A 20,928-nucleotide genomic window follows, 5' to 3' on the forward strand; every position below is an offset into this window, starting at 1 on the left:
AAATGAACTAAGGTGGACTGATAAGGTCCGCAATGTGCACAAATCCTTACTTAAATTGCTGAGTTAAGGATTTGTGCATTTTTTTATAGTTATACCATCATAAGTTTGGTAGTATAGATCTAAGCCATTCACGTTTAATGGCTGATGAAGAAACTGTTTATTTTACACTGGGATTAGCGTATTGAGTTGAATAGAAATTGTTCTGCTTATCTTTAAAGCAGCATTCTTTCGCTAAAACCTGTCCCTAATTAGTGTTTTGTACTCAGCAAATATCTGTCCGCCATATTATGCAAAGACTGCTTTCTGTAATACTTCTTTTGACTTTTCATTCAGTAATGGCTCAACATTACATCAGGGGAGAAGTTAAAGATGAAGAAGGTAATATTTTGCCTAATGCTGCTATCCTTCAACAGAGTACGGGTTATGTTTTTTCCTCTGGTTCATCTGGTGCTTTTGGCCTTCCTGCCTCCAAAGCTTGCGACACATTAACCTTTTCACTCTCTGGTTATCAAAAATTGAAGCTAGCAGTCAATACCTCTGATTTTATCACGGTAGTTTTAAAGAAAGCAGAAACGGGAAAGATTTCTCCTTATAAGCTCTTATCGCTAACACAAAACCTGAAAAGAGATGTGCAGCAGCAGTGGTTTACTGGTGATGAAACTTATGCCAGCCTGGTTGAAAACCACTTTATCAATACTTCTGCGTATCCGTCAACCGGGGTTAGCCTGAACATGGATAAAGCATCTTACAGTAATATCAGGCGGTTTTTAAAGAACAATGCATTTGTGCCTTCCGATGCTGTTCGCATAGAAGAGATGCTGAATTACTTCAACTTTAATTACGAAGAACCTGCTCAAGGGAAAATGTTCCGCGTAAAACCTCTGCTTACAAAATGCCCCTGGAATGATGAGAACCAGTTACTCTTCATCAACATCTCATCTAAAAAGATTAAGTTGGATAGCCTGCCACCCACTAACCTTGTCTTTTTGATAGACGTGTCAGGCTCTATGGATTTACCTAACCGGCTGCCTCTATTGAAGTCCGGCTTTAAATGCTTGGTCAATAACCTTCGGCCAATAGACTCAGTTTCAATTGTGGTGTATGGAGGGTTTACCGGTGTTATGTTACCTCCCACCGGCGGGGCTGAAAAAGAAAAGATCCTAAACATTATTGATAGCCTTACACCCGGAGGTTCTACTCCTGGCGAAGCCGGAGTTAAATTGGCTTACCGGCTGGCTAAAAGCCATTATATAAGAAAGGGAAACAATAGGGTTGTTTTAGCAACAGATGGAGATTTCAACGTAGGTCTACAGTCGGAAGAAGACCTGGAGAAAATGATCACTGAACAGCGAAATGCCGGCATTTACTTAACCTGCCTGGGGGTAGGAATGGGTAATTATAAAGATTCAAAGATTCAGATTCTCGCGCAGAAGGGTAATGGCAATTTTGCTTATATCGATACGTACGCAGAAGCAGAAAAAGTCTTACTAAAAGAATTCCTGCAAACCATCTATACAGTGGCTGATGAAACTTATTTCAAAGTGCAATTCAATCCTTCGGTGGTTAAGGAATACCGTTTGATTGGCTTTGACAACAAGGCTGGTGCAATAAAGGATACATTAGCTACTATTGAGGGTGGAGAAATAGGTTCTGGGTATTCAGCTTTAGTGGTCTTTGAGATCATGCCTGTACAGAAAACGATAATGGATCATTTGCGACCAGTACGTTTTACCCTTCAGTATCAATTGCCGAGTAACCACCGGGAATTTGAGCAAACCGAGGAACCAGAGGTCTCGTTCACATCATGGAACAATGTGGATAATAGCTATCAGTTCGCTTCATCCGTTGCCCTGTTCGGTATGCTTTTGCAGAATTCCCGCCATGCTAAAAATGCCTCATGGAATGATGTCCTGGACATTGCTACCCAATCAGCAAACGCAACCAGCGTATCCGAACAAGAATTTCTGACCCTGGTACAAATTGCCAAAAGCATTTACGGTAAAAAGAGGAGAAAGAATTACTGGTAGTTGTTCCTGTTAGTAGTTAAATGGGAAGGGCACAAAAGTAAAAGGCTGTCTCTGGTATTTGAGACAGCCTTTTGTATATTAAGATGGTTGCTTATAAAAGAAGTATTGAATCAATTAATTGAACATTTCTCTCATCTTATCGAAAAAGTTCTTTTGATTCTTGTCAGGATTCGGTTTAAAGTTAGTGGAGTGGCTCAGCTTTTCAAGCATTGCACGTTCCTCGCTGGTAAGGTTCTGTGGTGTCCATATATTAATATGTACCAACTGGTCGCCCTTTTCATAACTGTTTACAGCCGGGAAGCCTTTGCCTTTCAGCCTGAATATTTTGCCACTTTGTGTACCTGCAGGAATCTTAATTTTAGCCCTGCCATCGATGGTTGGTACTTCGGCCTGTATACCAAATACTGCATCAGTAAACGAAATGTGCAAGTCATAAACGACATTCAGACCTTCGCGTTGCAGTTCTTTATGTTGTTCTTCTTCGATCAGGATGATCAGGTCGCCGGGCATACCACCGCGCTCACCCGCATTACCTCTACCACTTACATTCAGTTGCATACCTTCCTGAACGCCTGCTGGAATATCTATCGTTACAGTTTCTTCACCGTAAACCCTTCCTTCGCCATGACAACTGTTACATTTAGCTGTAATCGTAGAGCCTTCGCCATTACAAGTAGGGCAGGTTGTTACGGTTTGCATTTGTCCAAGGAATGTGCTGGTTACTTTGCGAACCTGGCCACTGCCACCGCAGGTAGAACAGGTTTGCACACTGCCTTTGTCCTTGGCGCCACTGCCACCGCAGGTATTACAATGAACATACTTTTTAACTTTGATGTTCTTGGTTACGCCTTTGGCAATCTCTTCATAATTCAGCTTAAGCTTAATGCGCAGGTTGCTGCCTCTAGTGCCTCTTGTACGCTGGCCGCCACGGCTTCTGCCTCCGCCACCACCAAAGAAACTTCCAAAAACATCTTCGCCAAAGATGTCGCCGAATTGGCTGAAGATGTCATCCATGTTCATACCACCCGGATGTGGCCCACGACCATTGCCACTGACACCGGCATGTCCAAAGCGGTCATATTGCGCTCTTTTGTCAGTATCGCTTAAAATTTCATAAGCCTCAGCAGCCTCTTTGAACTTTTCTTCAGCAGCTTTGTCTCCCGGGTTACGGTCGGGGTGGAATTGCATAGCCACTTTACGGTAAGATTTCTTAATCTCATCCGCAGAAGCGCCTTTGGACACCCCTAATATTTCATAGTAATCTCTTTTAGCCATATAGCTTTGTTCACTTCTGTACCCCGGTAAGCTAATGAGCCCGACCTGTTAAGGCTGGAAGTTATTTATCTTTTAAAGAATCTTTTAACTATATTATTGAGACCCCTTTTCTGTCTCCCTTTCAAGGAGGCAAGGGCATCTACTTTCCCACCACAACCTTAGCAAAACGAATGATCTTGTCATTCAGGTAATATCCTTTGATCACTTCATCAACCACTTTTCCTTTCATTTCTTCGCCTACCTCAATTTCTGTAATTGCCTCATGCAGATCCGGATTAAACTCTTTGCCCTTGGCGTCCATTGGTTTTAACCCCTTAGCTGTCAAGGTGTTACGGAGTTTGTTGAATACCAGTAAGACACCTTCTTTGATCTGGTTGATATCTTGAGCTTCTTCTAATTGTTTTTGTGCTCTTTCTGAATCATCCAATACTTCCAGCAGGCTTTCAATTACATCACGGCCAGCGGTCTGTATTAGTTCGATCCGTTCTTTGGCAGTGCGGCGTCTGAAGTTGTCAAACTCTGCTGCCTGGCGTAGGTATTTATCTTTCAATTCGTCAACCTGTGCTTTCAATTGTGCTACTTCTGCTACTTCAGGACCTTCAGAAACAGTTTCTGTTTGGGTCTGATTTGTATTTTCCATGTTCACTTCCTGGGTGCTGGTTTGTTCTGGTGTTGCTGATTCTTTTTCCTTAAAATCCTTGTGCTTCATATCAAAACAAAAATTGTTTGCAAAGGTAGCTGACAAATCCATTGCCAATAAGCCAGATAGAGACAAATTGTCTTAAAGTTTACTTAGTTTTTAAATGAGGAGGGGCGAGCAGGCACGTAATCTAAGGGAGATGGGGGAGTGTTTGAACCTGGATTAGGTAGGGGAGTGATGGGATCAGGAGAGGTCAAAAACTGTTTCGTGCTTCAGGTATGCTGTAAGTGTGCTTCAGGTATGCTTGAACTATACTGAAGGTATGGGTGGATAGATAAGGGGGAAAGTAGGGCATAGGTATATGGTAGATACGGGGTTGATACGGATTAGTATAGGAGTGGTCGAGGAGGATATAGTTAGGATGTACGGCTAATGTTTACTATAACTCTACTATATGTTTACTATAACTTTACTGTAAGTTTTCTATAAGATTACTATAAGGCACAATTGGTATGACGGATGGGGGAGGAGAAGATGATAGATGATAGAGGGGATTTGGGGATGTTGAGATTTGGGGGTTGGAATTTGAAATTTGAGGTTGGGTGGTGGGTGTAGTGGGTAGCGAGGAGAGGGGAGGAGGGTGTGTGATGTAAACATGTAAACTTGTGACTTGGTGGATTACATTTGCAAAATGTCGAAAGTAGTTTTAAAGAGAAAGATAGCGCCCAGGATCGCAGGTGGGCATCCATGGATCTTTGCCAATGAAGTGGAAAAGGTTGAAGGGAATCCTGAAGAGGGAAGTATTGTTGATGTTTTTTACCATGACGGTAAGTTCACAGGTAAAGGGTACATCAACCAGCAGTCGCAGATCATGGTGCGTCTATTGAGCCGGAAGAAGAGTGATGTGATTGACGATGAGTTTTTTCTTAATAAGATCAGGGAATGCTGGAAATACAGGCAGCACATAGGCTATACGGAAAACTGCCGTCTTGTGTTTGGTGAAGCCGATGGGCTGCCACAGATGATCATTGATAAGTTCAACGATTATTTCGTGCTGCAAACATTGGCGCTTGGTATCGATAAATGGAAGCCTGCCATTGTAAAGGCGCTGAATACGGTGTTTTCTCCCAAGGGTGTATACGAAAGGAATGATGTGCCTGTAAGGGAGTTGGAAGGGTTGCCACAACATAAAGGCTTTTTATCTGCGCCTTTTGACACCAAGATCATTATCAATGAGAATGGTTTGAAGTTTCATGTTGATATTGAGAATGGTCAAAAGACCGGGTATTTCCTGGATCAGCAAGATAACCGCAAGGCCATCCAAAATATCGTAAAAGGAGCAGATGTACTTGGTGCTTTTACGTATACTGGTACTTTTGAAATACATGCTGCGTATTATGGGGCTAAAAGTGTGTTGGGTCTTGATATTTCTGAAAATGCGGTTGCCCAGGCCAACAAGAATGCGGCCCTGAATGGTTTGGAAAAGACCTGCCGTTTTGAGACTGCGAACGCCTTTGATGTATTGAAGCAATGGGGCAAAGATGGCCGCCAATATGACGTAGTAATGCTTGATCCGCCAGCTTTTACCAAGAGCAGGGCGAATATCCAGAAAGCGATTACGGGTTATAAGGAGATCAATTTGCGGGGGATGAAACTGGTGAAGCCAGGTGGTTTCCTTGTGACTTCATCTTGTACCAATCTTGTGAACCCGGAACTTTTCCTACAAATCATAGAGATGGCGGCCAAGGATGTCAGAAGAAATATCCGTCAGGTTACGTTTCAAACACAATCGTCTGACCACCCTATCATCTGGGGCATGGAAAATACTCAGTACCTGAAGTTTTTGATTGTGGAAGTGGATTAAGCGTAGGATTGGTATCTCTAAACCATCGTTATTTTGACACCTGAAACTTACCAGATTCGATCATTTTTCCGTTTCTATCGAAAAGCTGATAGATGTAAACGCCACGGTTAAAGTCTGAAAGATTAATTGAAGTACGCAGACCTAAGTTGTTGGCTTCGAACATCTTCTTACCCAAGAAGCTGAAAATTTGTATTGAATATCCCTTTTCGTAATTCTTTTGAAAGTCGAAAGTAACAGTTGTAATAGCAGGGTTAGGATAAAAACGTACATAGGGCCCACCTGGATTTGCTTTCAGGCCCTGAGCCGGTAGTTGCGTGATTGTTAAGAGGATTATAAATGATATAAGTAAAAGTTGCTTCAACGAAACAAATTTAAATTTATTATTACCAATATAGAAGTTTTTTTTAGTAAGTGCAAAGTTTTTGCCGGAATTACAGAATTATTAGTCAAAGTGCTGATTAGGGGCTAAGGGCATTTCTGTATACTTGGAATTGCCTTTCATTGAGCATCAATTGTGTATAAAAGTGGCTTCTTTACATTACCTGTTGAAGGGCTTAAGGATTAAGAAGCAGTTAAAATTTAGGGCATAGCATAGAATTGATCGTTCCTTTTGGTAAAAAGCCTATGTAGGTAACGCCTGCTTCGAAGCCACCCCTGCCGCGGGTTGATGCTTTCAATTTTGATACGTTAACATCATAGCTAAAAGACATAGAGAACGGCTTGTAATCAATTTTAATCGTGGGTATTAAGGCGTCGTTCCAGCGAAGGAAGGCTCCACCATGGATTGTGTACAATGGATTTTCATAATCATCCCCCAGCTTAATACCATAAAGAGCCCCGGCCACTGTTTCTGTAAATTCACCTTGCTTTGAAAAATCTCCCTGCAGTGTGAGGTAAGAAACTGGTGTAACTTCAAATCGAACACCGGCTGAAGCGACCCATTTGGGTAGAATTTCTACATTTTGAGTTCGGTAAAATGAATTTTGGGGTTTGTTGAAATGATGATATGCCAAGCCAGCAAACATGTTGTTGCTGGGGTTTTCATTTAACTGGGTATTGAAACTCATGCCTACACTGGCATCCATATGAGTATATTGGCTACCAATAAAGTTTTCACCTTGTCCAGCGCCATCATACTGAGAATTTGTCGTCATTTTGCTTCTGTCGAAACGCCTGCTTACGATGCCTGCCATAAATCCCAGAGAAAGATACCGGTTCACTTCGGAGCTCAATGACTTATGGTAGTTCACGGCTGGTAAAAAATGAGAAGAGATCCAGGAGACTGTGCCCGCCCGGTCATATAGTGTTTGAAGGCCGACGGTTAGGAAGTCGTTGCTTTTACCTATCGGCATTTTATATTCTGCATTCACCGAGGCTGTTTTGTAAGCATCCGTTATAGAGTTCCACTGGTCGCGGTAAACGGCCTGTACGCGGATATCTCCTGTGAATATTCCAGCAAGCGAAGGGTTTCTTAACAGCGGGGTTTCATAAAACTGAGAAAAATGTATATCCTGCGCCGATGCAGAAACGCTCAGAGCCAGTAGAATCACAATAAGTTTACAATATCGGTACATGTTGGTTTCTATTTATAATTTCAAGGACCGTATTTAATGGTTAGGGTTTATTGAATCAATGCTACGTTACCTTCAAACCGGAGGATGTCGCCATTTGCGCAATAAACCTCCGCCTGATATATATATACATCAGGATGGGGAGGGGCTCCTTTATTTTTGCCGTCCCATCCGTACTGTACACTTTCAATATTTGCAGGTATTTCTCTCTTTTCAAAAACTATTTCCCCCCAGCGGTTAAATACCCTAAGAGATTTTACTCTTTCAATTCCCTTGCCGCGTACATATAATATATCATTCTTTCCATCTCCATTTGGCGAAAACGTATTGGGAACGAAAACGTTAACAGTAGGACAAATAACAGATACATGAACGTTGCCTGTATTATGACATCCTTTTTCATCGGTAGCGGTAACCGTGTATTTGGTACTGAATTTTGGAGCCGCTACAGGTTGTGGACAATCAGAACAACTTAAGCCCTGGGCGGGAGTCCAATTATAATTGGTAATGCCTTGCGAGTACGATGCCGGGATGGTTATACTGCCCCCTGAAAAAGTGGTTAAAGCAGCCGGCACGATTACATCAGGTAAAGGGTATACATGCAATGGTAAAAAGGCTGAATCTGAACACCCACTGCTGTTTACCACTAAGGTTTTTATTTTATAGTCGCCGGCTGTTGGATATAGTTGCAATTCAGGATTCTGGAGTGAGGAGCTTTTCCCGTTGGGGAATTGCCACAACCACCTGATCACAGAAGTGTCCCGAATAGTAAAGGTTCCAGTATAACCTACGCGATCATTCAGACAGATCGCAGTATCACCTGCAGTTGTTATCCGAGGGGTTTGTACCACTTTCAATGGAGAGAAGAAAGCCGAGTCCGGGCACCCAGCCTCGGTCATCACATCCAACCTTACATTATAACTTCCCGTTTGTCTATAGAAATGAACAGGATTTTGCTGGCTGGAGATTGATCCATCACCAAAGTTCCATTTATATGATGTGATTCTGGTGTTGAACACCGATGAATCTGTAAAAGCAACTGTGCCGGTATCGCAGAATAGTTTCTTATTCATTACGAATTTGGCATCTACTCCATAAATCCTGATCGTATCCAAACCAGTGAGGGGGATGATGCATTGTTCTTCCAGGATCACCTTGGGAAGGAACTTTCCGAAATCAGTATAAGTATGCACCAGTTTATTGGCAGATGTATCAATAATGTTACCATCTCCAAAGTCCCATGTGAACTTAGCATTTATGGGTTCGAAGGCTTCAAAGTTTATATTTGCCGGCGTACAAGCCACCAGTGGATTGTATGTAACCTTGCCATCTGAGGCATTTTTAACCTGCAGGACTTTTGACACAGAATCCTTGCATCCTCCGGGACTGGTAATCAACAGTTTGACTGTATCCTTAACGGTTTGTGTGTAATAAGTGGTTGGATTATTTAATAGTGAAGTAGCTTTTTGGAAGGTCCAGATGAACGAATTATAGAATTTAGATGTATTTGTGAATTTAGCCTCAAAAGGTACGCAGAATGAAGTGAGGTTGTTTGCTGTAAAGTCGGCAACCGGTTTGCCTATACGCAAATAGTTTGGCCTAACTAAAGAATCTTCACAGCCGATATTGTCACGAACTTTAAGTTTTATTGTATAAGAGCCAGTGTCTTTGTATGCATAAGTTGGAGAAGTAGTTGTGGAGGTAGAACCATCTCCAAAACTCCAACTGCTTGTAAATGAACCTGCAGTAGTATTGTTGAACGTAATGTTGGCTTTAGGGCAGGACTCATTTACTGCATTCCATGCGGCTTTGAGGGTGGAAACCTGTACGAAATTGTTTCTTGTAATGCTATCTATGCAGCCTCCAGCATCTTCAACGATCAATTTCACATTAAAAGCGCCTATCGTATCATACTTATATGATGGATTTTGGACTGTGGACTTACCAATGCCATCACCAAAACTCCACTGCCATTTCACTATTGCATTGGTGTTATCCGCTTTTGAGCTGTCGAGGAAGGAGGTTGTAAGGCCTTTACAACCACGATTGGTTAGACTTCCAAAGGAAGCTGTGGGACCGTTTACTTTGATAAAGTTGGTTCTGGAAGTAGAATCAATACAACCGTAAGTATCTGTTGTGTATAATTTTACGGTATAAGTACCGGCTGTAGTGTAAGAGTGGGTGGGCTGGAAGGAAGTGACTGATTGTCCATCACCAAAATTCCAGGTGAAAGATCTGATCTGCACTGGGGTTGAAGGGAAAAATTGAGGCTTGAACGTTTTGCATCCTTCCTGGGCAGAGGCCGTAAAGCTTGGTGTCTGGTCTACAATTCTTACAGTTGTTGTATATGTATAAGAACAAGCTCCATTTCCTGTTGTGAGGGATACATTGTAATTGCCCCTGGTCGGGAAAGTATGCGGGGCAGGCGTTTGCCCGCTTACTGCGGGACTACCATCTCCATAGTTCCATGTCCAGGATTGTGCGCCAATAGATACATCCGTAAAGGTGAATTCCAGTCTTTGAGCGCAATTAGGACGGTAGTTGAACTTAGAGATTGGAGGCTTAACGTATATAGGTGCAGGAGCAATTGCTGTATCTCCGCAACCACTGTTGTAAACAACCAGTGAAACAATCATGTTACCCGTATCGACGTAATTGTATGTTGGGTTTTTGTTCCTGGAGGAACCTCCATCGCCAAAATACCAGATGTATTCGTCAGTTGGGGGCGGGGAAGTAACGGTGAATTGTACAGGCGCACTGGCGCAAGTGTTTGCTGTGCTGGCTGTAAATTGAGCATCTGGCTTGGTTCCGACTCTAACCGCGCCAGGTAATGTAATCGTTTCCCTACAGCCTGTGCTGGTAGTGATCGTAAGTGTTACCGAGTAGGTACCTTGTTTGGTATATATGTAAGTAGGAAACTGCTGAGAGGAGGTTCCTCCGTCACCAAAATCCCACTCGTATGTGAGAACATTATCAACGCTTTTTATATCGGCAACTGGTTTTAATGTATATGGAAGACAGCCTCTTACGGGTAAGTTTTTGAATGAGATTACCGGTTTTTTGATTTTTATAAATGATGCTTTTGATAAAGAATCCACACAACCGGCTGCGTTGGTCGCAATCAATTTAACGCTATATGTTCCAGAGTCCACATAGGTATAAGATGGATTCGCAACCCTGGAAGAATCACCGTTGCCAAATCTCCATATGTAAGAAATCCCATCATTGGTTTTGTTCTGGAAGTTGACTGTAGAAGGTGGGCTACACCTTACGGTATCTGCCGATGTAAAGTCAACAACCGGCTTAGCGGAAACATTGATGGTTTTAGTAACCGAGTCCTTACAACTGCCAAATTGGTTGATCAGTTTGACGTCGTAGGGACCTGCAACAGGGAATGTTTTAGCTGCATTTGTTGCAGTGGATGCGGTTCCATCAGGAAACACCCATCTTGAACTGTTGGGAGTTGGAGAAGAAGTGTTTTTAAAACTAACGCTGTTGCCACCACAGAGTGTGTCTGATACTGTAAAATCGCTTTTCATTCCTCCGATTATTACTGCATTTGTCTTGGTAAGGGTGTCAATACAACCTAAACTGCTGCTGACAATCAATGAAACAGAGTAGGTGCTGTCCTTGATGTACGCGTGCGAAGTATGTTGGGTTTGAGCAGAGTCGCCATCGCCGAAAAGCCAGTTATAAGAAAGCGTGCCCGGGCCTTTTGAACTGTTGGTGAATTTAATTGTATCAGGTGCATGGCAAAACGCCGGTAAGGTATTGGTAAAAGCCAGAGAAAGTCCGGAAGTAATTGTGACAAAGTTTGGTTTTGACAACATCTTAAAGCAACCCTTGTCGTTGGTGATCTTCAGAAAGACGGTAAACTGACCTGGCGATCTGTAAACGTGCTGAGGGTTTTGCGCCGTTGAACTGGTCCCGTCGCCAAAATCCCAGAACCATGTGTTATTTGTTGTTCCCGGCGAAGGCGTGGCCTTGTCTGTATATTGGATTCTTCCCGGGGCGCAACTGGTTGTTTTGTCTGCAATAAAATCTACCGTTGGTCCATCATAAACTGTGATCAGGCTGGTTTTGGTTACTGTATTACTACCAGATGCATTTGAAACTGTCAATGTTACCGTATAAGTTCCTGCAGTGAAATAAGATGTCGAAGGATTTTGCTTGGTAGACGTGGAACCATTGCCAAAGTCCCATTTCCAGGAAGTAGGGTTTCCGGATGATCTATCCTGGAAGTTCACAATAATAGGGGCACACCCATTGGTTGCGTTGGATGTAAAATTCGCAACGGGGCGCTGTGCCCATAATAATGTGGACACAGACAGGAATAATAGGGTCAGAAATAAGGTTTTGGTTTTCAACTTCGGATGTTTTTAAATAGTAGGCCGCATTTCACCAGGTTAGGGGTCGGGTTATAAGTTTTGAGTTACAGGTAAGTTTACCTGTTGCTCAAAGGATTTAGTTTAACTTTTAGATATTGTAAATGTTGATTATTAAATGAAATAAGAAGGCAAAGTTTACTTTTTTAGCAATCTTAAATTTCTTATTTCGTCATTTACGGTTGCTGTAGCGGTAACAGTGGTTTCACTGCCGTTGGTTACAGTCCATGTAGCATTTAACAGGATCAATGGATATGAAGCAGAAGTAAAATTAGAATAAATTGTTCTATTTGCCTGATCATCTTGCCAAGTGCCACTCATTTCCAGGATTCCATTCTTCAGTGCGTCCACCGTTCTATTGCTTTTGAACTGGAATGAGTAAGCTGCTAAGTCAGCGGTTTTATCCCCATTGGGAGTAAGATAGCTTGAGACTATCCACTGTCCATTAGTGATAAACTCCATGGCTCGCTTTTCCTGAATGTTCTCTTTTATTTTCTTACAACAAACAAGTGAAAGCGATAACATGATCAATAACAAACCCTTCATCCATCACAAAGTTTTCTACAAGTTATAAATAGAACTGTATTTGTGCAATAGATAATCCATAAAATATTGCACATTAAGGGTATTCCCAGTAACTTTCTTGCATAGTTCTTCACTAGTATATTGTCTGCCTTTGGAATGGATTTCACTTCTCAGCCAAGTCAAAAGCGGGGCAGAATTCCCTGAAACCAGGTTGGCTTCCAGATTTTCCAACGATTGCCCGGCTGCTGCAAAGAATTGTGCTGCATAGAAGCTGCCGAGACTATAAGTGGGAAAATATCCAAAGCTTCCATGGCTCCAGTGCACGTCCTGCAAACAGCCTTTTTTATCATTCGTTACTATAACGCCCATTTGCTTTTCATATTGTTCATTCCAGAATGCCGGGATGTCGCGGGTTGATAAACTGCCTTCGATCAGTTTTTTTTCCAATTCGTAACGTACAAATACGTGGAAGTGGTACGTAATCTCGTCGGCTTCCGTACGGATAAGAGATGGCTGTACTTTGTTGATGCCTTTATAGAAAGTGTCAAGGCTGATGTGGTGGAACTGTTCGGGAAAATATTGTTTTAGTTTGGGATAGTAGTGCTGCCAGAAGCTTTTGCTGCGGCCTACATTGTTTTCCCAGAGCCTTGACTGCGATTCGTGCATACTGAAGGAGCAAGCTTCGCCCAGGGGGAGCCCATATTGTGCTGCATGGAGGCCCTGTTCGTACAAGGCATGGCCGGTTTCATGGATGCAACTCCAGGTCATGTTTCCGAAGTCGGATTCATCTATACGGGTGGTAATGCGCACATCCTGGTTGCAGAAAGAAACACTGAAGGGGTGTTCACTAATGTCTTGCCGGCCTGCTTCGAAGTCGAAGTTCAGTTCGCGGACAAGATACATGCCCCAGTCCCACTGCTGCTGGTGAGGGAAGTGCTGGAAAAGGAAAGCATCATCGACTTGGGGTTTTGCTTTTATTTTATCGAGTAATTCTTTGAGTGATGGCAGCAGGCCACTGAACGTGCGGTCGAGCAGTGTAACGGTGGCGCCTTTTTCATATTCGTTCAACAGGGCGTTATAAGGGTGTCCTTCGTAGCCGAGGATGCCTGCTTCTTCTTTTTTAAGTTGCACCAAGGCATCCAGGTCTTGTTCGAAAACAGAAAAGTTGTTTTGTTTTCTTGATTCAATCCAGGAATGAAAGGCTTTATTGGATTGTTCGGATAACCTGCGTACAAAGGAGGATGTATATTTTTTGTTTTTCGTATAGTCTTCCCAGGTAAGTTCTACGTTGCGGCGCTCTTCAGCGGTGAGGTCCTGGTAAGCGAGGAGTTCCTGCAGTGTACTTCCGAGGCTTTCCTCGCTGAACAAGTGGTGCGCCAGTTCGGAGAGGGTGCTGATCTGGCGACCGCGGAAGGCAGCGCCTTTAGGTGGAAGGTAAGTTTCCTGGTCCCATTGTAAAAGGGCATTAGCAAAGCGCACATCGGCAATGCGCTGCATCTTGGTTCGGTAGTCGTTATAGAGTTCTGCTTTTGATACCATGCGCCAAAGATAAGATGACTGTTGTTAGAAGAAATAGAGGTAATGCCGGGGCCTCGTCGATAAATTGAGGTGGTTGGTAGATAAAGAGTCTGGAACCTGAAGGTGGTTGTAAACTTTTTCATTTAAGGGAGGTCTGATTATCCTGTCTGGGATATGGAACTGGTTCGCCGGAAAAATAATTGGCTTTGTGTAGTTAGGTTTCATTATAGAACCCCTCTTGTTTACATTTTAATTGTATTTTGATGATACTTCAATTCTGTGGTCTGTCCGGAGCAGGGAAGTCGACATTGGCCAAGCTCGTCCGGGAAAAACTAAGTCGAAAAGGATATATTGTAGAAATACTGGATGGAGACGAGTACAGGCAAACGTTGTGTTGTGACCTGGGATTTTCGAAAGAAGACCGTAAAGAGAATTTGAGGCGGATGGCTTTTGTCGCAGCCCAATTGTCAAAGCATGGTATTATTACGATCATTTGTGCTATCAATCCTTATGAAGCAACAAGGGAGGAAATCAGAAATGCCTATTCCAATGTAAAAACTATTCATATAGACTGTTCTCTTGCAACACTCATCAACCGTGATACCAAGGGCTTATATCGAAAGGCTTTACTGCCAGACGCTCATCCGGAAAAGATCAGTAACCTGACCGGCGTAAATGATCCTTTTGAGGTGCCGAAGGATGCTGATCTTTATGTTAATACTGACCATTATAACATTGGTGAATGTGCACATCAAATTGCCAGTTTTACTGAAAAGCATTTTGTGCTTTGTACAGAAATGGAAAGTAAAGTTGTAACAAATGTCATTCCTTTAACTTCTTACCAGAGCAGTGTGATATGAATTCAAACATTTTAATGATCATTGGCATGCATCGCTCAGGTACTTCTTTAATTACACAATGGGTTCATCGTTGTGGCCTTCATGTCGGCGACAGGCTATTGATTGAAAACGTTGGCAATGAAGACGGTCATTTTGAGGATGAAGATTTCCTGGAATTACATACTAAGTTTTTATTGAAGAGGAAAGTATGCAGTGATGGATTTATTGATACTTCACCTAGTCAACTTACCAAAGTTGAGCTTCAGAGAATGAAGGCTTTAGTTTATGCTAAAAGTAAGGGCAATCTACAATGGGGGTGGAAGGAGCCCAGAACATGTTTATTTCTTTCTGAATACAGGGCTTTGATCCCTGATGCATTTTGCCTTATTGTAACAAGAGGGTATAACGACACGGTTAATTCATTGGTTGTTAGAGAACACCGTTCTCATGAAGAGAGGTTCCAAACTAAAAGAGGGCTGTCGAGGCTGAAGTGGAAGCTTTATAAAAGGAAAAGTCTTGAATATTTTTTTGAAACACGGGCAGAATTGTATTTAAAAACATGGATTCATTACAACGAACAAATCCTGAATCATGTAAGTACTTTACCTGCAGGCAGATACCTGTTTGTGCAATATGAGGATCTTTTCCAAAATGATGAGGCTTATTTTGACCATTTAATTAAAGAATGGAATTTCTCATTGAAATACATTCCCTTCCGAAGTGTTTTTAAAAGAAGCTTGTTGAGTGATACAAGGAATATTGAGGGATATATTAGAGATCAACAACTGCTAGACAAGGCAAAGCAGGTAGAATATCTTTGCAGATCTTTCTGTGATTTTTTTCAAGTAAGGATACCTGAGATAAAAGTGCTACAGAAGTAATGCTACATTGCCTTCGAAACGGAGAATTTCACCATTTTCACAGTAGATTTCAAGCTGGTATATGTACACGTCCGGATTGGGTTTAGCTCCGTTGAATTTGCCGTCCCAGCCGTTCTGTGTATTTTCAATATTTGGTTGTATGTCTCTTTTTTCAAAAACTACCTGACCCCAGCGGTTGAATATCCTCAAAGTTTTAACCCGGTCGATCCCTTTTCCGCGTACATAAAAGATGTCATTGCTGCCATCTCCATTGGGTGAGAAAGAATTAGGCACAAATACTTCAGCATTTTTGCAAGGCACAATGATCTGAACGAAGTCTGTATTACTGCAGCCGTTTCCATCTGTTACAGTGACTGTGTATTTTGTATTGAATTTAGTAGTGACTTCAGGCTGGGGACAGTTGGTGCAACTCAATCCCTCTGAAGGTGTCCAGGTATAGCTGGTAACGCCTGCTGAATAAGTAGCGGGTATGGTTAATGAAGGTCCATTATTGAAGGTCAATGATGGCGGCATGTTGATAGTAGGTTTGGATTTTACATGCAGTGGTAAAAAGGCTGAATCCATGCAGCCACTGCTATTGGTTACCAGGGTTCTTACCCGGTAATCGCCTGGAACAGGGAACCATTGTACCTCCGGATTCTGTACAGCAGATCTTTTGCCATTTGGAAATTGCCAAAGCCACCTTGTTACTGCTGTATCTGAACGCGTGAAGTTTCCTTGATATTGTATATAATCTCCCATGCAAATAGCTGTGTCACCCCTAATTGCAATCTTTGGGCTTTGGGCCACCTTGACAACAGAGAAGAAAGCTGAGTCTGTACATCCTTGCTGCGTCTGTACATCCAGTCTAATTGTATATGCTCCCAGTTTATTATAAAAGTGAACAGGGCTTTGCTGGTTTGAGAACCCTCCATCGCCAAAATCCCATTTATATGATTGGGCACGATCATTCATAACTGTGGAGTCGGTAAAAGCAACAATGCCCGTATCACAAACCAGGTTTTTATTTACTACAAACCTGGCATCGACGCCATATACATAAATCGTATCTATTCCACCTAATCCAGCAATGCATTGCTCTTCGATAATCACTTTAGGAATGAACTTTCCAAAGTCAGTGTAAGTGTGCGAAATCTTATTCACGTTGGTATCGACGGTATTACCGTCGCCAAAGTCCCATGTGAATTTGGCATTCAAAGAGTCGGAAGTTTGCATGTTTACAGTAATGGGCGTGCAACCTTCCAAGGGCGTGTACGTTATCTTGCTGTCTGTAACGTTCTTGACTTGAAGTGTCTGAGAAACGGAATCCTTGCATCCCCCAGGACTGGTAACTGTGAGGTTGATTTTGTAGGAGCCTGTTTTTGTAAAAAAAGTTATGGGATCTTTTGTTTTTGATGTTCCAGATAGGAAACTCCACACAAATGAATTGTAATACTGCGATGTATTGGTGAACCTGGCTTCAAAAGGTGAGCAATAAGTGATCAGATTATTGGCTGTAAAAGATGCAACAGGTTTGCCTATGTACAAATAGTTTTCCCTAGTCAATGTATCTCTGCAACCAATTGAATCAAACACAACCAGGCTTATTGTGTATTTGCCTGTATCTGCATATGCGTGTGAAGGTGATTTCCTGGTAGAAAACGTGCTATCACCAAAGCTCCATCTACTTGCGAAAGTACCCATTGTGGTGTTTCTGAAAGTAACCGGAGCTTTCGGACAGGATTGTTCAACAGCCTCCCAAGCTGCTTTCAAAGATGAGATCTGGACATAATCATTTTTAGTTAAACTGTCTTTACACCCTGTTGCATCCTCTACAATTAATTTAACATCGAATGCGCCGGCTGTATCATAGGTGTAGGATGGTAATTGATCAGACGACTGGCCAGTGCCATCGCCAAAATCCCACTGCCATTTCACAATAGGATTCGTGCCATCAGTCTTTGAGCTGTCGGCAAAAGTTGTTTGCTGTCCAATACAATGGCGGTTTGCAAGACTGGTGAAGGCTGCGGTAGGACCGTTCACACGAATAAAGTTTTCTTTGGTCCTTGTATCCTTGCAGCCATAAATGTCTGTAGTTGTCAGCGTGACAGTGTATGATCCAGGAGTTGAATAAATTGTAGTAGGCCGCAGTATATTGCTCTTTTTCCCATTTCCAAAGTCCCATTGAAATGCTGTAATCCGTACAGGCGAGTAGGGATTAAATGTTGGCTGGTAGGTTTTGCAGCCGACTTGGGAAGCTGTGGTAAAATCAGGCGTTTGGTCTACAATTCTGAGTACTGTTGTTTGCGTAAAGGAGCATTCGGCATTTGTAGTGGTCAAAGAAATGATAAAGGCGCCTCTTCTTGGGAAATTGTGTGGTGCAGGGTTTTTCCCGTTTACTGACGGACTGCCATCTCCAAAGTTCCAGGTCCAGGAAGTAGCCCCAATTGACGAGTCAGTAAAAGTATAATTCAACCTGTTGTTGCAATCAGGACGGTATGAAAACCTTGAAATCGGAGGTTTGATCCTTACGAAATTATTTTTGGTCAAGGTATCGCCGCAACCATTATTATAAGAGATAAGGGTTACGCTTATTTTACCTGTGTCCTTAAATTGATAGGCTGGCTCTTTTAGAGTTGAACTTCCTCCATCGCCGAACTTCCACAAGTATTCGTCTGTAGGATCGGGTGACAGGTTTGTAAACTTAACAGGCTGGCTGGCACAGACATCTGTATTATCGGCGGTAAAATCAGCTTTGGGTTTTGTGCCTACTTTGACTGCTGCATTTAATGTGAATGTTTCGGTGCAACCCTTGGTGGTGGTTATGGTAACTGTTACATCATATGTTCCCTGTTGGGTATAGGTATAGCTTGGAAGCTGGCCTGTTGCTGTTCCGCCATCTCCAAAGTTCCATTGATAGTTTACAACAGAATCTAAAGATGTAACAACTGCTTTTGGATTTATCGTGTAGGGGACACAGCCCTTTACGGGAAGGTTTTCAATAGAGATTACCGGCTTTTGGATCTTTATGTATGAAACTTTCGTTAAGGAATCAAAACAACCTGCAGCATTGGTGGCTTTGAGCGATACTGAATAATCGCCAAAGGTTGAGTATGTATTTGATGGATTAGGCGAAGTTGAAGAGTTGCCATCTCCGAACAGCCATTCGTAGGAAACTGCTCCATTTGAACTGTTTTGAAAGATTACAGTAGTTGGTACCTGGCAATTGAGCGTATCAGGAGATGTAAATCCAACTGTGGGCTTCCCTGAGATGGTAATTGTTTTAGCAACGGTATCCCTACAATTTTCGTAATCGTTGACTAGCTTGACCGTGTAGGATCCTGGGGCACCAAACTTTTTGACTGGATAGACCTCATTGGAAGTCGTACCATCAGGAAAAATCCACTGATAATTTACCGGGGCTGGCATACTCGTGTTGCTAAATCTTATGTTGCTTGTTGCGCAAAGCGAATCGATGTTTGTGAAGTTGCTGTTTGTGCCGCCGATTTTAACCGCGGAATCTTTAGTGAGGGTGTCGGAGCATCCCAGGCTGCTACTGACAATTAATGAAACAGAGTAAGAGCCTTCCCGTGAATAAGTGTGCGAAGGATTCTGACTCCGTGATGTGCTTCCATCACCAAAAATCCAGGTAGAGGTTAATGTGCCTTGTCCGGCTGATTCGTTGGTGAAACTCACAGAAGCCGGCGCTCGGCAAAGGTCGGGGGATGTATTGCTGAAGGCTGCTGCAACCCCCTCATAAATGGTAATTGAATTGGACTTGGGAAAAGCCTTAACGCATCCTTTGTCGTTGGTGACCTTTAATAGCACGCTATATACTCCGGGGTTTGTATAAGTATGCACAGTATTTTGCCCGGTTGCTGTAGCGCCATCACCAAATTCCCACTGCCATGAGGTATTAGTAGTGCCTGGCGCCGCTGCAGAATTATCCTTAAACTGAATGGAGCCTGGTGCGCAACTAGTAGTTTTGTCGGTACTGAAATTAACATTGGGAACATCATAAGCCGTGATATAAGCTGTTTTAGTAATGCTATCGCTTCCGTTTGCATTGGAGACTACCAATTTTACCGTATAAGTGCCGGCAGTAATAAAGGTAGTAGATGGGGTCTGCCTGGTAGAAGTGGATCCATTCCCAAAGTCCCATTTCCAGGAAGTGATGTTGCCAGATGACTTGTCCTGGAAATTTACAATAATAGGAGAACATCCACTTGTAATATCGGATGAAAAATCTGCACGCGGACTTTGCGCCCATAAACATAGGGACGTAAAAATGGCTATCAGGGTTAGGAAAAAGGCTTTGGTGTGCCGCATGATAATCGTTATAAATTCGGGGGTTTTTCGGTAGGGGGATTAGATTGAATAAGAATGACGAGTAGCAGGTGTACTAACTCAAAGTCCATACTCTGCAATTATCGTTCCTTAAAGCAAATCAGCGTTAAAAAACTTAACAGGTGGTTACTTTCAATAAGATAATGCCAAGCGAAACTGGTTTAAACAAAAACGGGAATTCCCCTAATTAAATTTTCTACAGGTTTAAATTTTTTAATTTGGATATTCAGGATTGGGGTGGATGTTGCAGAAAATTCACAATTAGTAAAGTATTTGTTCTTGTGGTTTGAATTGTGTCATGGTGAATATATTTAATGTTTATGATTTTAATTTGCTGTTATTTATGCAATGTGTCGTTGTGAAATTGGAGAAAATGCTATCAAGGCTTATATTCAATATTGTATTTAATAATCTGAACCTATAAAAACTGAACTGCATTATGAGTATGACTGTCGTAATGAGTACGACCGACATGGTCTTCAAAGTTAATGGTAAGAATGTTGAAAGTCTTGTGTTCACTGAAAAGGCTCTTCTATTATCCAGCCAATCCTTTGCAACCGTTGATGACTTCAAGCAGGCCTGGGCTAAAACCCTGACGTTGGCCACCAGGACTGAGATCAAATTCGATGCTATTAAATCTGTTACTAAGGAAGATTCGGAAGAAACCATTGTGATCAAATACAAAGGGAAACTTGGAATGCCCAGCGAATGTTCGTTTTCCTTCTCCAACAAGGGAGACCTGGATTTATTCTATGATTTCCTGGAGCATGAACAATATTTCAAGAGGATCGATGAACGTCTTTCTCCATTATTAGCGGCTAAGCCGTATATTGTTGGGCTCATCATTACTATTGGTATTACGTTCCTGGCACATTTCCAGGCGATCAGGATTGCTAGTGGGGTGGCTAAAGAATCCGGTTACAGAAAAGCGCGCCTGTTTCATCATATTATAGAATTGATAGGTGATAACGGAGTATGGACCATAGGGGGCCTGGTCACATGTTATATTGTTTACAAGATCTGGAGCCGGTTTACGAATCCGCCCGGGCAGACAAGGTTTTTGCCGTTTTAGTGGGT

Annotated in this window: 13 protein-coding genes; 5 read left to right on the forward strand and 8 right to left on the reverse strand. The window is 42.4% G+C overall.

The genetic code is table 11. From position 1 onward, the window contains the following. The first annotated feature begins 287 nt into the window (after positions 1 to 287). Positions 288 to 2,027 carry a YfbK domain-containing protein gene (locus OCK74_RS06035; protein WP_279296111.1) on the forward strand — a complete coding sequence of 580 codons (1,740 nt, stop codon included), beginning with the start codon at positions 288 to 290 and terminating at the stop codon, positions 2,025 to 2,027. A 114-nt stretch (positions 2,028 to 2,141) separates the two neighbouring features. Here OCK74_RS06035 and dnaJ read toward each other — a convergent pair whose 3' ends face one another. Continuing rightward, positions 2,142 to 3,302: a molecular chaperone DnaJ gene (dnaJ, locus tag OCK74_RS06040; RefSeq protein ID WP_279296112.1), complete on the reverse strand. Its 1,161-nt coding sequence runs from the start codon at positions 3,300 to 3,302 to the stop codon at positions 2,142 to 2,144. A gap of 139 nt (positions 3,303 to 3,441) precedes the next feature. Next, on the reverse strand, positions 3,442 to 4,011 hold the full coding sequence (locus OCK74_RS06045) for a nucleotide exchange factor GrpE (RefSeq protein WP_279296113.1): 570 nt from the start codon (positions 4,009 to 4,011) through the stop codon (positions 3,442 to 3,444). A gap of 622 nt (positions 4,012 to 4,633) precedes the next feature. Between OCK74_RS06045 and OCK74_RS06050 the strand changes: the two genes are divergently transcribed. Beyond that, positions 4,634 to 5,806 (forward strand): class I SAM-dependent rRNA methyltransferase, encoded by a 1,173-nt coding sequence (locus OCK74_RS06050; RefSeq protein ID WP_279296114.1) that lies wholly within the window; start codon positions 4,634 to 4,636, stop codon positions 5,804 to 5,806. 28 nt (positions 5,807 to 5,834) lie between these two features. On the opposite strand, the gene OCK74_RS06055 is transcribed toward OCK74_RS06050, so the two are convergent. The 5 genes from OCK74_RS06055 to OCK74_RS06075 all read right to left on the reverse strand — a co-directional run bounded on the left by OCK74_RS06055 (position 5,835) and on the right by OCK74_RS06075 (position 13,826). Continuing rightward, complete coding sequence (locus tag OCK74_RS06055; RefSeq protein ID WP_279296115.1) at positions 5,835 to 6,167, reverse strand: T9SS type A sorting domain-containing protein; 333 nt, start codon at positions 6,165 to 6,167, stop codon at positions 5,835 to 5,837. Between the two features lie 211 nt (positions 6,168 to 6,378). Next, complete coding sequence (locus OCK74_RS06060) at positions 6,379 to 7,380, reverse strand: PorP/SprF family type IX secretion system membrane protein (protein WP_279296116.1); 1,002 nt, start codon at positions 7,378 to 7,380, stop codon at positions 6,379 to 6,381. 47 nt (positions 7,381 to 7,427) lie between these two features. Next, complete coding sequence (locus tag OCK74_RS06065) at positions 7,428 to 11,744, reverse strand: PKD domain-containing protein (RefSeq protein ID WP_279296117.1); 4,317 nt, start codon at positions 11,742 to 11,744, stop codon at positions 7,428 to 7,430. 156 nt (positions 11,745 to 11,900) lie between these two features. Beyond that, positions 11,901 to 12,308, reverse strand: coding sequence for a hypothetical protein (locus tag OCK74_RS06070; protein WP_279296118.1), 408 nt, complete (start codon positions 12,306 to 12,308; stop codon positions 11,901 to 11,903). A 15-nt stretch (positions 12,309 to 12,323) separates the two neighbouring features. Next, complete coding sequence (locus OCK74_RS06075; protein WP_279296119.1) at positions 12,324 to 13,826, reverse strand: carboxypeptidase M32; 1,503 nt, start codon at positions 13,824 to 13,826, stop codon at positions 12,324 to 12,326. 242 nt (positions 13,827 to 14,068) lie between these two features. On the opposite strand from OCK74_RS06075, the gene cysC reads away from it, so the two are divergent. After that, positions 14,069 to 14,665, forward strand: coding sequence for an adenylyl-sulfate kinase (cysC, locus tag OCK74_RS06080; protein WP_279296120.1), 597 nt, complete (start codon positions 14,069 to 14,071; stop codon positions 14,663 to 14,665). Continuing rightward, a complete protein-coding gene (locus OCK74_RS06085; protein ID WP_279296121.1) occupies positions 14,662 to 15,525 on the forward strand; it encodes a sulfotransferase in 864 nt (287 codons plus the stop codon). Before cysC ends, OCK74_RS06085 begins: the two co-directional genes overlap by 4 nt. Here the strand turns inward: OCK74_RS06085 and OCK74_RS06090 are convergent. Beyond that, a complete protein-coding gene (locus tag OCK74_RS06090) occupies positions 15,514 to 19,833 on the reverse strand; it encodes a PKD domain-containing protein (RefSeq protein WP_279296122.1) in 4,320 nt (1,439 codons plus the stop codon). The genes OCK74_RS06085 and OCK74_RS06090 overlap by 12 nt on opposite strands. A gap of 457 nt (positions 19,834 to 20,290) precedes the next feature. On the opposite strand from OCK74_RS06090, the gene OCK74_RS06095 reads away from it, so the two are divergent. Next, positions 20,291 to 20,923: a hypothetical protein gene (locus OCK74_RS06095; RefSeq protein WP_279296123.1), complete on the forward strand. Its 633-nt coding sequence runs from the start codon at positions 20,291 to 20,293 to the stop codon at positions 20,921 to 20,923. Positions 20,924 to 20,928: the final 5 nt, after the last annotated feature.

Source organism: Paraflavisolibacter caeni (assembly GCF_025628885.1).
GTDB lineage: Bacteria > Bacteroidota > Bacteroidia > Chitinophagales > Chitinophagaceae > Flavisolibacter > Flavisolibacter caeni.

Excerpts from the sequence above, each read along its gene's own strand:
- OCK74_RS06090 (WP_279296122.1), bottom strand. The coding sequence starts at position 19,833 with ATGCGGCACACCAAAGCCTTTTTCCTAACCCTGATAGCCATTTTTACG.
- OCK74_RS06070 (WP_279296118.1), bottom strand. The coding sequence starts at position 12,308 with ATGAAGGGTTTGTTATTGATCATGTTATCGCTTTCACTTGTTTGTTGT.
- OCK74_RS06060 (WP_279296116.1), bottom strand. The coding sequence starts at position 7,380 with ATGTACCGATATTGTAAACTTATTGTGATTCTACTGGCTCTGAGCGTT.
- OCK74_RS06035 (WP_279296111.1), top strand. The coding sequence starts at position 288 with ATGCAAAGACTGCTTTCTGTAATACTTCTTTTGACTTTTCATTCAGTA.
- OCK74_RS06075 (WP_279296119.1), bottom strand. The coding sequence starts at position 13,826 with ATGGTATCAAAAGCAGAACTCTATAACGACTACCGAACCAAGATGCAG.
- dnaJ (WP_279296112.1), bottom strand. The coding sequence starts at position 3,302 with ATGGCTAAAAGAGATTACTATGAAATATTAGGGGTGTCCAAAGGCGCT.
- OCK74_RS06095 (WP_279296123.1), top strand. The coding sequence starts at position 20,291 with ATGAGTATGACTGTCGTAATGAGTACGACCGACATGGTCTTCAAAGTT.
- OCK74_RS06045 (WP_279296113.1), bottom strand. The coding sequence starts at position 4,011 with ATGAAGCACAAGGATTTTAAGGAAAAAGAATCAGCAACACCAGAACAA.
- OCK74_RS06085 (WP_279296121.1), top strand. The coding sequence starts at position 14,662 with ATGAATTCAAACATTTTAATGATCATTGGCATGCATCGCTCAGGTACT.
- OCK74_RS06050 (WP_279296114.1), top strand. The coding sequence starts at position 4,634 with ATGTCGAAAGTAGTTTTAAAGAGAAAGATAGCGCCCAGGATCGCAGGT.
- cysC (WP_279296120.1), top strand. The coding sequence starts at position 14,069 with ATGATACTTCAATTCTGTGGTCTGTCCGGAGCAGGGAAGTCGACATTG.